9 protein-coding genes are annotated in these 13364 nt (G+C 53.6%); all 9 read right to left on the bottom strand.

Features of this window, described 5'->3' with window-relative positions:
- Window positions 1–20: 20 nt before the first annotated feature.
- The 9 genes from GQY55_RS11920 to GQY55_RS11880 all read right to left on the bottom strand — a co-directional run bounded on the left by GQY55_RS11920 (window position 21) and on the right by GQY55_RS11880 (window position 12964).
- Window positions 21–1535 (bottom strand): sugar ABC transporter ATP-binding protein, encoded by a 1515-nt coding sequence (locus tag GQY55_RS11920; protein WP_160041484.1) that lies wholly within the window; start codon window positions 1533–1535, stop codon window positions 21–23.
- A 99-nt stretch (window positions 1536–1634) separates the two neighbouring features.
- On the bottom strand, window positions 1635–2678 hold the full coding sequence (locus GQY55_RS11915) for a galactose ABC transporter substrate-binding protein (protein ID WP_160041482.1): 1044 nt from the start codon (window positions 2676–2678) through the stop codon (window positions 1635–1637).
- A gap of 152 nt (window positions 2679–2830) precedes the next feature.
- The gene (locus tag GQY55_RS11910) at window positions 2831–3814 is read right to left on the bottom strand and encodes a substrate-binding domain-containing protein (protein ID WP_160041480.1); all 984 of its coding nucleotides are present in this window, start codon (window positions 3812–3814) and stop codon (window positions 2831–2833) included.
- A complete protein-coding gene (locus GQY55_RS11905) occupies window positions 3811–5508 on the bottom strand; it encodes a sensor histidine kinase (RefSeq protein WP_160041632.1) in 1698 nt (565 codons plus the stop codon). The genes GQY55_RS11910 and GQY55_RS11905 overlap by 4 nt, the downstream gene beginning before the upstream one ends.
- Before the next feature lie 98 nt (window positions 5509–5606).
- The gene (locus tag GQY55_RS11900) at window positions 5607–7274 is read right to left on the bottom strand and encodes a response regulator (protein WP_306434048.1); all 1668 of its coding nucleotides are present in this window, start codon (window positions 7272–7274) and stop codon (window positions 5607–5609) included.
- 186 nt (window positions 7275–7460) lie between these two features.
- The gene (locus tag GQY55_RS11895; RefSeq protein WP_236575559.1) at window positions 7461–7922 is read right to left on the bottom strand and encodes a GNAT family N-acetyltransferase; all 462 of its coding nucleotides are present in this window, start codon (window positions 7920–7922) and stop codon (window positions 7461–7463) included.
- Complete coding sequence (gene purT / locus GQY55_RS11890) at window positions 7912–9102, bottom strand: formate-dependent phosphoribosylglycinamide formyltransferase (protein WP_160041628.1); 1191 nt, start codon at window positions 9100–9102, stop codon at window positions 7912–7914. The genes GQY55_RS11895 and purT overlap by 11 nt, the downstream gene beginning before the upstream one ends.
- A 221-nt stretch (window positions 9103–9323) precedes the next feature.
- Window positions 9324–11195 (bottom strand): ABC transporter ATP-binding protein, encoded by a 1872-nt coding sequence (locus GQY55_RS11885; RefSeq protein WP_160041475.1) that lies wholly within the window; start codon window positions 11193–11195, stop codon window positions 9324–9326.
- Window positions 11192–12964: an ABC transporter ATP-binding protein gene (locus GQY55_RS11880; RefSeq protein ID WP_160041473.1), complete on the bottom strand. Its 1773-nt coding sequence runs from the start codon at window positions 12962–12964 to the stop codon at window positions 11192–11194. The genes GQY55_RS11885 and GQY55_RS11880 overlap by 4 nt, the downstream gene beginning before the upstream one ends.
- Window positions 12965–13364 lie beyond the last annotated feature (400 nt).

Below are 13364 nucleotides of genomic sequence, written 5' to 3'. Positions count from 1 at the left end.
GGTTCATCCTCCTTCGCGTCCTAGGCATGCCGGGCGGCCAGCCTCATGATTTCTTCCTCCGAGGCGCTGCTTCCATCCAAAATTCCGGTAAGCCGTCCCCCGGACATGACCATGATCCGGTCGGACATCCCGATCAGTTCGGGCATCTCGGAAGAAATCATGACGATGCTTTTTCCCTGCTTGGCAAGGTCTTTGATGATGGTGTAAATTTCGAACTTGGCTCCGACGTCGATGCCGCGCGTCGGCTCGTCGAGCAGCAGGATGTCAGGATCCGTAAGGAGCCATCTTGCCAAAAGCACCTTTTGCTGGTTTCCGCCGGACAGATTCATGATGAGCGTGCGGGTCGTCGGCGTTTTGGTGCGCAGCTTCTCGACCATCAGATCCGCTTCTTTCTTTTTTTTGCGCCCGTCAAGGAAAAAAAGCAGCCTGCGATACCGGTTCAGATTGGCGATCGATGCGTTTTCGTGCACCGGCAGCACCGGAAAAATCCCCGTGACGCGGCGTTCTTCGGTCAAAAGCGCCATCCCGTGCTTGATCGCGTCGCCCGGCGTATGGATCTTCACCTCTTTCCCCCGGATCAGTACCGTTCCGGATGCGATGCCCCGCAAACCGAAAAGGGCTTCGATCAGCTCGGTGCGCTGCGCCCCTACGAGACCCCCGATCCCCAAAATTTCGCCCTGCCGAAGCTGAAACGATATATCCTTAAAGGATGCGGGATGCGGTGAAGTGAGCCCGCGAACTTCCAGCAGCACTTCGCCGGGCGCATGATCGCGGTCGGGAAAACGCTGCGTCAGATCGCGGCCGACCATCTTCGAAATCATCAGGTCCGTGGTCAGCTCGCTTGCCGGCCAGGTGCCGATTTTTTGCCCGTCCCGCATGATCGTCACTTCATCGCAAATGCTCAAAATTTCTTCCATTTTGTGCGAAATATAGATGATGGCGACGCCCCGTTTTTTTAAATCCCGGATCATCCGGAACAAATGCTCGACTTCTACGCTTGTCAACGAGGAAGTCGGTTCGTCCATAATGATGATCTTCGACTGGTAGGAAACGGCTTTGGCGATTTCGATCGATTGGACTTTGGACACCGACAGCCTGCCGACGATCATATTCGGATCCACGTCCATATCCAGCTGCTTGAAAAGCTCTTTCGTATCTTTGTACATTTGCTTATGGTCAATGAACCGGAACGGGAAAAAGCCTTTGGTCGGAAACCGTCCCAGCCAAATATTTTCCATGACATTTCGGAACGGCACCGGATGAAGCTCCTGATGGATCATGGAAATGCCGTAACCGAGCGCATCTTTCGAACTTTGGATTTGCACCTTTTCTCCGTCCAGGACGATTTCGCCCGCATCCGGCGCGTAAATCCCGTAGAGGCATTTCATCAGCGTCGATTTTCCGGCGCCGTTTTCCCCCATCAGGGCATGCACCGAACCGGGCCGCACCTTAAACGTGACGTCATCAAGCGCCTTAACCCCGGGGAATTCCTTGGATATTCCGTTCATCTCGAGCACATATTCATGCCGTGCCATATTGCTTGCCCCCCGCTGCCCGACTGCGCCGGACGGCAGCGGCTCCGCCGCCGCCCGGCAAGCCGGTTTTTCGCATTTGCTTTAGCTGCAAAAACCGCGTTATTTCGCGTCGTTGATGTTGTCCTTCGTAATTTTTTTGTATGGAATCCACACGTATTGGTTATCCGTAATATCAAAGCCGATGTTGTCCTTTGAAGGCGTTTCGCCTTTGGCCAGCACCGTCGCCAGCGCCACGGCCGCCTTGCCCTGATTGTTTGCGTCGTTCAGCACCGTGCCCAGCAGCGTTCCTTCTTCCAATGCCTGAAGCGCGGGAGCCGTCGCGTCTACGCCGACGACCGGCATCGTTTTGCCGTCCTTGAAATAGCCGGCCGCTTTCAGCGCTTCGATCGCCCCCAGAGCCATGTCGTCGTTGTTCGCCAACACGGCTTCGATGCCGTCGCCGTGCGCTCCGAGGAAAGCCGCCATCTTCTCTTGGCCTTTGACGCGGTCCCACATCGCGGTGTCCTCTTCCACCTTTTGGACTTTGATGCCGGCTTTTTCGATCGCCTCAATGGAATATTTGGTGCGCAGCTCGGCATCCTGGTGGCCCGGTTCGCCTTTTAGCATGACGTACTGCAGCACGCCGTCCTTGTTTTTGTCCGCTTCCGGGTGGGCCTTCCAATAATCGGCGATCAGTTCGCCCGACATCGTGCCGGATTCTTCCGCTTTCGCGCCGACGTAATAAACCTTGTCCCATTTTTTCATGTCCTCGGGCAGCGGTTCGCGGTTCAGGAACACGACCGGCGTGTTCGCCGCTTTCGCCTTGTCGATAATGACGCCGGCCGCCGTGCGGTCTACCGGGTTAATCACCAGCGCATCCGTCTTTTTCGATATGAACAAGTCCACTTTGTCGTTTTGCGTCGGCTGGGAATTTTGGCTGTCTACGATATCCACCTTCGCTTTCCCTTCGGCGTTCGATTTGATCGCGTTGCGCACGCCCGTCATGAAGGTATCGTCAAATTTGTAGATCGCTACGCCGATGGACGGTTCTTTTCCGCCGCTTTCGCTTTTGCCGCCCTCCGCGGTTTTTTCGCCGCTCGAGCAGCCGGCCATGACGGTCCCCAGCAAAGCGCCCGCAAGCAGTACGGAAGTGATTTTTTTCATCGTGTTCGTGACCTCCTCTTATGTTTCGTTATGCTGCATCCCTTGGATACGTTTTCATTATGCCGAAGCCGCCTTCCGATTCGAATATAAAATTCTCATCAGTTCTATGAAAATTCTCATGCGTTAAGCGATACGCTTAACCGATATTCGTTTCACTTGACAAACGGAAACAAAAGCTTTTGATTTTCCGGCCACAGCATGTTGTCGAGATCGATCAGCTTCGAGCGGGTATCCACCCTTTCCGGAACCTCGATGCCTTCCAACGCTTGAACCGCCAGCTGGACGGCCAAATATCCGTTATTAAACGGGTTTTGGATGACGGTCCCTTGCACGACTCCTTCCTGCAGAAGCTCCATCACTTTTGCCGGGCTGTCGAACGTGACCAGTTTGATTTTTTCCCCGTACCCAAGCTTTTGAATTTCTTCGGCCGTCCCGATGGAAGCCACTTCGTTCAACGCGACGATGCCGCTTAGTTCGGGGTGTTTAGCAATTATTTTGCGGGTCAGCCGGCGGGCTTCCGCCTCGTCCGATTGGCAGTATTCGACGTCCACGATCTCGACTCCCGGAAAACGGGCAGCGTAGTCCATGAATCCTTCTTCCCGTTCGTCGGCGTTTTTCGCCCCTTGCACGAAGTTCATCACGCCGATCCGGGCGTTCTCTCCCGTCAGCTTGATCAGCCGTTCGGCCGCTTTTTGCCCCGCTTCGTAGTTGTTCGTCCCGACAAAAGATTTGACCCGCGCCGAAGCCACCTCCGAATCCATGGAAATGACCGGGATTTTGTAATAGGCCGCGCGATCCGTCACCTGGGCCAGCCTCATATAGTCGCTTGCGGATAAAATGATGGCATCGGCCTGGTTTTGGATCGATTCGTCCACCAGCCGGATTTGTTCATCGATATCGTTTTCGGAACGGGGCGCTTTAAACGTAATCGTCACGTTATATTCCTTGGCGGCGACCTCGGCGCCCATCTTGACCGTTTTCCAGAAGTCGCCGTGGTCCATTTTGACGATCATGTCCACGTTTCTCGGTTTATCCAGCGCATGGAGACCCGGTTCCTCCCCGGTGCATGCGGACAACGCCGCGGCCAGGCATATCAGCAGCACGCCAACGATTGTTTTTCTGTCCAACCTTGTCATGATATCCCCCTTTCCTGCAGCGTTTCTTCGCTTTGTTCCGCAGGCAGCGTTATGGTCACCGTCGTGCCTTCTTCAAGCTCGCTTTCGAAGCTGAGTCCGTAGGTTTTGCCGTAATACAGGCGGATCCGTTCGTTGACGTTTTTGACGCCGACGCCCGAGCCCCCGCTCCGTACGCCGCCGCTCAATAGCTGTTCCATGACCTGTTTCGTCATGCCCAGCCCGTTATCGGACACTTTCATCGTCAACCGATCGTCCGCGGCCGTGGCCGTAATGCGAATAAAACCCGCATCCTGCATCTTTTCGATCCCGTGAACGATCGCGTTTTCCGCGATGGGCTGGAGGATCAGCTTCAGCGTCTTGCAGCTCGCCGCCTTTTCGTCGCATTCGATGCTGAAATCGAATTTGTTTTTGAAGCGTATTTTTTGGATGATCAAATAATGCCGCACATGCTCAAGCTCTTCTTCGACCGTAATGATGTTTTTGCCCCTGCTCAGGCTGATCCGGAAAAATTTCGAAAGCGACGTGATCGTGGCGATGATCTCTTCTTTTTTTCCTCTTTCCGCCAAGCGGATGACCGAATTCAGCGTGTTGTACAAAAAGTGGGGGTTGATCTGGGACTGCAGCACGTCAAGCTCGCTTTTGCGTTTCGCTTCCTGTTCGTAAATGATTTGGTCCATCAGCTGGCGGATGCGGTGCAGCATAAAGTTGAACCGTTTCGACAGCTGCACGACTTCGTGGGCGCCGCTGACGTGGATCGGCGTGCTGAAATCGCCCTGCCCGGCGCTTTGCACCGATTTTTCCAGCTTAAGCAGCGGCTGCGATATTTTGGCGGATACAAAAAAGGCCAAAACGGCGACCGCGGCGCAAATGACCAGAAGAAACCAGAAAACGAAACGGTTCAAATCCCTTTGGGTCGTCACGATTTCATCCGGGTAAGCGACGCCGACGATTTTCCAGCGGATCGGGTCGACGGTCCGGACCGTAATATAGCGCAGTTCGCCGGTCGATTTATCCGTATAGCTGCCGTATGCATAATCAAAAACCGGCTCCAGGTTTTCGTATTTCAACCCCGCGTAAATGAGCTGCTGCTGAGGATGGTATACCAGGTTGCCGAGATCGTCGATGACGTAGGCATATCCTCTTTTGCCCAAACTGACTTTGCGGCTGAGCTCGTCGATCGTGCGGAAGTTGACGTCCGCCAGCAAAACGCCTTGTTTTGTCACGCCGTTTTCCTTGTACTTTACCATCCGGCTAAGCGAAACGACCCATTTGTATTGGCCCTTATACAGATTTTGAATATGGGGTGCGGAAAATGAGAGCTTTTGCGGCCGGGCGCGGGCCGATTCAAACCAGCTTTGCGTTTCCAAGAGCGTGTTGCGGCGCATGTCCAGATCGGGAACGTCCATGACCAAATTGCCTGTCGGGGTGAACAACCCCAGGGACACCAAATCCTCGCGGGTCCGGAGCAGCGTTGCCAGCTGTTCCCGCAATACGGGGCTTGATATGTCGGGGGTTTCGTTGATCTGGTCCTCGACGACCTCATAGATGTCCTGCATGCCTTTGACGTACAGCTCCAAATGGTAGCTCACCTGCTCAATGATCTGCCGGATGTTGAGATAAGCATTTTCTTCGGCCGTTTTGGAAAATTTGTTGTACAGCATAAAACTGACGGCGACGACGACAAAAATCGTCATGAGCGTAAACGTGACGGTAATGATCGTTTGAATGCTTCGCAGCTTAAAGGAGAGGCCGATGCGGGGGAGGCGAAGCAGCTTCGGTTTGCTTTCGATTTTCAACGGATCTCGACACCTCCGTTCCCGTTCCGGTATTCCCTCGGCGACAGCCCGAATTGTTTGCGGAAACAGAAGCTGAAGTAATTCGGGTCCATAAAACCGACGGCCTCGGCGATCTCAAACGCCTTCATGTCCGTCGAACGCAGCATCTCTTTCGCCGCTTCCATGCGGATGTGCATCAAGTAATTGACGAAGGTCGTTTTCGTTTCTTTTTTGAAAATGCTGCTGAAATACCCGGTGCTGATGTGCAGATGGCTGCACACGGTACTGATCGACAGATCGCTGTCCCTGAAATGCCGCTGGATATACGCCTTGGCCGATTCGACCAGCAGGTTATACCCGGTCTGCCGACCTTGAACGATAAAGCCCATAAGCTTCCGGCAAATGCCTCCCATCCATCGTCTGACGTCCCCGATATGGTTGTATTTATAGATCTCCGCAAACGGGTACGCCCCCTCTCCGAACAGATGATCCGGCTCGACGCCGAATTCCTTCGCAACCTTCATCACGCAGGCGAGAATTTCCATCAAATACACCTGGCATTCCTGAACGGATAGCTGGCCGGCCTGGATACCGTTGAAAAAACCGTCCAAAAGCGCATCGAGTTCATCCGGGGTTCCCACTTTAAGGCAGCGGATAAAAGACTTTTCCTGAAGTTCGTCGAAATTGAGCGGGTCGGTGCGTTCCGTTTCGATATCGGCGATCCAGATCACCCGGTCGTTCCCGAGAATCAGCCTGTAGTCGAGCGCCTGCATCGCTTTGCGGTAGGATTGGTGAATCTCTCCGGGTTTTGCGCATACCGTACCGGCGCCGGCCGTGAGCGTCAGCTTCAAAAATTTGGATGCGCTGAGGCGAATTTCGTCAAGTACCGCCAGCGTTTGCTGCGCCGCCAGTCCAGCGTCCGGCTCGGGGGAAGCGGTCAGCAGCACGCAATCCTCCGCGTGAATGAACACGCTAAAACCGCCATGGCGGCTGACGATTTCTTCAGCAACGTTCAAAACGGCAAACAATTGAAGATAACGGTCCTCCGAATATTTGAGCGAGAAGGACGCTTCCGAATGGTCGTTTTTAACAGCCCCCTCGTCCTGGTGGACGTAATCCACCCGAAGCACGGAAGCCATAAAGCTGCGACCGGTCAATTCGACGCCGTAGCTGCCGCATTTTTCGCGAATTTCTTCGTCCGCCATGCTCCGCGTGACGAGCTGGGACAAAAAAAGCCCCTTCAGCACGGGAATGCTTTTGCGGTAATGTTCCTTCAGCACATGTACGTTTTCTTTTTCAGCTTGTTCCTCGTCCATTTGCCTGCGGACTTTGAGGAGCACCTCGACGAGTTCCTGCGATGAAAAAGGCTTAAGCACGTATTCGTCGATATGGAGCTTGATCGCTTTTTGCGCGTATTCGAATTCGTCATACCCCGTCAAAATGATGATTTTCGTCGACCGGTACCGTTCCTTGATCCACGCCGCCAGCTCCAGACCGTCCATAAACGGCATTTGGATGTCGGTCACCACCACGTCGGGGATCTGCCTCTCGAACAGTTCCGCCGCTTCCCTGCCGTTTTCGGCCGTGTCCACGACCTGGAAACCATGGCTTGCCCAATCGATTTCCCATGCCAATCCTTCCCTTACGTCTGCTTCGTCTTCCACCAGCAACAGCTTGTACATCATTTTCCATCCACCTTCGTTACAGGATTTAATACAGGCTAACATCGGGAATGCTTGTAAACGCTTCCCAGCGTTGTTCCCGTATTCTATCTCGGCGGGGAAAAATTGTAAATATTAACGGGCATAGATAACCCTAAAAACAAAAAAGCCCGTCCCGCAAGGGACGAGCGTATTCAAATGTATGGTGAATTAGTTCAGTTTTCTCACGAATTGGTATCCGATTTTTTCAAAACCGATATGTTCATAAAACGCATGGGCAGGCGCTCTTTCGACGCGGTTGCCGCTGACGAGGAAAAGCGTTTGGCAGCCTTGCTTTTTGCCCCATTCCTCCGCGCTGCGGATCAGCCTTTTGCCGATGCCTTGGCCGCGGTGCTCCTTCGCCACGATCAGAGCCGAAACCTGGGTGGCCGTCTCGTTTCTCGCAAAAGATTTCACTTGATTCAGCGCAACCATGCCGATCACTTTGCCGTCAAGCTCCGCAACCATCGTGCAAAGCTTCGGATTGTTCTCGGAAGCTTCGATACGCTCGCGCATTACGTTGATCGTCGTCGGATAATTCAGTTCCCGCATCAATGCCACGACCGCCTCGAGATCGCTGTCGCAGTTGGAATTGCGGATTTGCAGAGCAGGTGCCAGGACATTACTGTTCATGATCATATTCCTCCACTTTTAAAAGACTGGCGGCTTGTTTCGCCGTTTTCCGTGCTTTCTGAAGATCCCTATCGGCGCTTAAGGCGACAGCCATTCTTCGCCCGGCTCTCGTCTCCGGCTTGCCGAATACGCGCACTTGCGTCCGCGGCAGGCTGAGCGCTTCCTCTACGCCTCCAACAGCAAAATTCGTACTTGCGTCTTCCGCTTTCAAAGTTGCCGAAGCTCCCGGCGTCAACAATTCGACCGACGGGATCGGAAGCCCGAGAATCGCTCTGACGTGCAGGGCGAATTCCGACAAATCCTGGGTGACCATCGTCACCATCCCGGTATCATGCGGACGCGGCGAAACTTCGCTGAATATGATTCCATCTTTCGTCACAAACAGTTCGACTCCGAAAATGCCATACCCGCCAAGCTCGTCGGTGATGGCTTTCGCAATCAGCTCTGCTTCATTCAAATGTTCCGGACTTAATTCATGCGGCTGCCAGGATTCGACATAGTCGCCGTCTTTCTGAATATGTCCGATCGGTTTGCAAAACGTGGTTCCGCTTACAGAGCGTACGGTCAACAGCGTGATTTCACTTTCGAACAAAACGAAGGATTCGACGATCACGCGGCCGTTTTTGGCCCGCCCGCCTTCCATCGCGGCATTCCAGCACGCCTCCGCATCGTTTTCCGTGCGGCAGACGCTTTGCCCTTTGCCCGAAGAGCTCATGATCGGCTTGACCACGCATGGCGTTCCCAAAACGGCAACGGCTTCCTTCAGTTCCTCCAGGCTGTCGGCGAAACGGTAGTCCGCGACCTTCAGGCCAAGCTTCTCCGCCGCCAGGCGGCGTATGCCTTCGCGGTCCATCGTCAGCCGTGCGGCCCTAGCCGTTGGAACGACGCGGTAACCCTCTTCTTCAAGTTCCAGCAAAGCCTGCGTTGCTATGGCCTCAATTTCAGGTACGATCAGATCCGGTTTTTCCTGATGAATAATCTGCTTCAGGGAATCGGCATCGAGCATATCAATCACATGGGACCTATGCGCGACCTGCATCGCGGGCGCATGTTCGTATCGGTCCACGGCAATGGTTTCCACGCCCAGTCTCTGGGCTTCAAGTACTACTTCTTTCCCCAATTCGCCGCTGCCTAGCAGCAGCATCTTCTTGGCATGTGCAGAAAAAGGAGCACCCCACACCACTTCCCTATTCCCCCCTACTAGTGTATACCACATCTGTATACCTCAATAACTATTTTCAGGGTTTAGGTGAAAGATTGCAAGAGTGCTCCGACAATTTCCTGTAATGTTCACAAACTTTCCTCATTTTTAGGCCTATCGGCTGTCGAATCGGAGAAGAAGTTCATTGATTGTACAGAAGTTTGTTGTGAAATGTTCCAAAAAGCCGTTTCCGGGCATTATTAAATGAATTTAAACTGGGCTTCGATCAGGCCGTAATAGGTTCCCTGCTGGCGCATCAGTTCAGCGTGATTGCCCTCTTCCTTGATTTCGCCGTGATCGAGCACGACGATTTTGTCGGCATGGCGGATCGTCGACAGACGGTGCGCCACGATAAAGGAAGTCCGTCCCTTTAGCAGCACCTTCAGCGCATCCTGGATTTTCAGCTCGGTTTCCGTGTCGATGCTGGCGGTCGCTTCATCCAAAATCAAAATCCGCGGATCGGCCAGCAGCGCACGCGCGAAAGACAATAGCTGGCGCTGCCCCATCGAAAGCATGTTGCCCCGTTCTTCAACCTCCGTATCGTAACCGCCCGGAAGTTTTTCGATAAATTCATGGGCGTTCACCGCTTTCGCCACCGCTTCGATCTCCTCGTCCGTCGCATCCAAACGTCCGAACCGGATGTTGTCGCGAATCGTGCCGGAGAAAATGAAGGTGTCCTGCAGCACGATGCCGATTTGGCTGCGCAGCGTTTCCAGCTTCACGTCGCGGATGTCCAGGCCGTCAATCGTAAGTTTCCCGCCGGAAATATCGTAAAAACGGCTGAGCAAATTGATGATGGTGCTTTTGCCTGACCCGGTATGCCCGACGAGCGCGATCGTTTGGCCTGCTTTGACGTCCAGATTGATGCCCTTGAGCGCCTGCCGGCCTTTTTCGTATTCAAATACGACGTTCTCAAGCTTGATGTTGCCTTCGATCTTCGGCATCGGTACCGCATTCGGCTTGTCGTCGATGCTCGGCTTTTCGTCGATGAACTCGAAAATCCGTTCCGAGGAAGCCATGGCGACCAGCAGTTGATTGTACATTTGCCCAAGGCGGTTGATCGGTTCCCAAAAGCTGCCGACATAACTTGAGAAAGCGACCAGGAGACCGACCGTCAGCTGGTCATGCTGGATGAGATAAGCGCCGAGCCAGAACAGGATCAACGTCCCGATGCCGCCCGTAATTTCGATCAGCGGCCCGAAACCTTGGTTGAGCGCGGAAGCCCGGTCCCATGATTTTCTGCTGTCCATGTTCATTTTGTCGAAAAACTTGATGTTTTCCTGCTCCTGCGTAAACGCCTGAGTGACGCGAATCCCTTGGATCGCTTCGTTCAAGTGGGAGTTGATCCGCGAGTTTTTCATCCGCACGTCCTGCCAAGCCCGGCGGATTCGAATCCGCAGCTTGGTCGAAATGAAAAACATGATCGGCACGGTCATGATGACCGCGAGCCCAAGCTTCCAGTTGATCACGAGCAAAATGACGACGATGCCCATCAGCTGCACGCAGTCGATCATGAGGTTCACGACGCCGCTCGTAAAAAGCTCCTGCAGCGAGTTGACGTCGTTCGTGACGCGAACCAACACCGAACCCGCCGGACGTTTGTCGAAGAAGTTAAACGACAGCTTCTGGATATGTTTGAACAGATCGCTCCGCAGATCATATATGACCCGTTGTCCGATAATATTCGTGAATTTGATGCGGAACGTGCTCGCAAGCCATTGAATAATATAAAGAACAAGGACGAATGCCGTGATCGTATACAACAACGTCAGGCTTGCGGAACCTCCGTCCTTCGGCGCGATCGCTTTGTCGATCGCCATACTGGTCAAATACGGAACGGTCAGCTTCGTCACCGTACCGAGCACCATCATCAGAATGACCAGCGGCAGCAGCTGTTTGGTATAAGGTTTCATGTAAGAAAACAATCTCGTCAGCTGCGACCAGTTAAACGGTTTTTCGATGACTTCATCGTCCTGGTATACGAAACGCTCCCCGGTTTTGCCCGAGGCGCTTCCCTTCGGCCTGCCTTTTTCTTGTTGAGAGCGCTTCTCCGCGTTAAATGCCGTACTCATGAGTTCACCTGCTCTCCTGCATCCCCATTCATCCGGGCAATGTGGTCTGCATATTGTATATGGTAAACGTCCTGGTATGGTCCAGGCATCCGGATCAATTCGTCATGCTTGCCCCGCTGCACGACTTTCCCTTCGTCCAAGACGAGAATTTCGTCGGCATGCCGCAGCGAGGAAATCCGGTGCGCGATAATAAACGTCGTCCGCCCTTTCATGACTTCCTGGAATCCCGATTGAATTTCGTGTTCGGTTTCCATGTCGACGGCGCTCGTCGCATCGTCCAGAATCAGGATTTTCGGGTTTTTGAGCAGTGCCCGCGCGATCGCAATCCGCTGCTTCTGCCCGCCGGACAAGCCCATTCCCCGTTCCCCGACGATCGTATCGTAGCCGTCGGCCATTTCCATAATAAAGTCATGCGCCTTGGCCAGCTTCGCCGCCCGGATGATTTCGTCCATCGACACGTCTTTCATGCCGTACGCGATGTTGTTCCGGATGCTGGAGGAAAACAGGAACGTCTCCTGGAATACGGAGGCGATTTGGCTTCTCAGACTTTGCACTTTGATGTCGTTGATGTCGATGCCGTCCAGCTTGATGCGGCCGCTGTCTACGTTATAAGCGTGCATCAGCAGCTGGATGATGGTCGATTTGCCGGAGCCGGTTCCCCCGAGAAAGCCGATGACCGATCCCGGACGCGCGTCGAGGTTGATGTCTTTGACCGCGGGCAGCTTGTTCCCGTAAGCGAAGGTGACGTTTTCAAACGTGACATGCCCCTTGACGTCCTCCGTGCGCAGCTCTATCGCGCCTTCCTTGTCCTGCACGTCGATCGGCTGGTTCAACAGCTCCATGACCCGTTCCCCGGAAGCCTCCGACTGCGTGTAGTTGTTGATCAAATATCCGATGTTCCACATCGGCCCGATAATGTACCAGATCAAGCTGAAAAAGGCGACCAGACCGCCCAGCGTCAACGGCCCGCGGACGACCATCGTGCCGCCTGCCCCGAGAAGCACGACGACGCAGATGCAGGCGAGCAGCTCCATCAGCGGAAAATAGCGGCTCCAAAGGCCCGATGCAAAAATCTGGTTGGATTTATATCGTTCATTGCGAATCGAGAACTTATCCACTTCATAAGGTTCGCGAGCAAAGGATTTGACGGTTCTAACCCCCGTAATGTTTTCCTGGACCGACGTGGTCAATGCGCTGAGCGCAAGCCGCATTTCCTGGAAAGCCGGATGAATCCGGTTTTCGAACTTCAAAGCGACGATGACCAGGAACGGGATGCTGATCATGGTAATAAGCGTCAGCTGCCAGCTGATGTACAACATCACGACGGCGCCGAACACCACCATCAGAATCGTATTCAAAATTTGCGGAATGCCGAAGGCGATAAACTGGCGGATCGCTTCGAGATCCCCGGTCAGACGGGACATCAAGTCTCCGGTTCTGGCCTTGTCGTAGTAACGGAAAGACAAAACTTGCAGTTTCTCGTAACATCCGTTCCGCAAACGGTAAGCCAAATAGTTCCCCATTCTTCCGCCGAAGAAACCGCTTAAAAATTGCATCAGCGCTTTCAATGCGACGACCACGATGACGGTTAGTGCCAACGCGGGGACTTTTTCAAAATGCTGCGCCTGGATTGCATCGTCAATAAGCGTGCGCAGCAGGTTCGGGGTTACAAGCCCGAGTGCAGTAGCTATGGCGAGGCAGAGTATAGATAAATATAGAAAACTCCTCTTCTCCCAAAAAAAGCTCTGCATTTGCCTGAGAACATTCATGGTTCTCCTCCTTCGTGTCATCTGAAAACTTGATCGCTTCGCATGCGGGGCGGCGCTTACCGGACGAATAGGCCCCTTTCGGCAACGCTGCGCCGGAATGGAGCGTTATAGCGGCATCGGAATGCGTGCCTTAAAAATTCTTCCCGACCCCCAAAACCGCTCCTGCCGGATGTACGGCGATTACGGGCCGTTTTCCCCCGATTTTTGCGTGTTCCTCCCGGATGCGACGTCGAATATTTGAAAGTTTATCACCGTCTCTCCAAGGCGGCAAAGAGGATAACCGGGCATATTTTCGCGGCATTGGCAATCAATGGTCATTACCTCGGCTTAATCCTGATTTACTTATCAAATCATAGAAAATCCTCGCGTTCTCTGCCGAACCCAACAAGAAGATCATTTC

This window comes from Paenibacillus sp. USDA918EY (assembly GCF_009870825.1).
In the GTDB taxonomy this organism is placed as follows: Bacteria; Bacillota; Bacilli; order Paenibacillales; family Paenibacillaceae; genus Paenibacillus_AQ; species Paenibacillus_AQ albilobatus.
The sequence above is the reverse complement of the archived record's forward strand: the minus strand, read 5'-3'. Positions and strand labels throughout refer to the sequence as shown.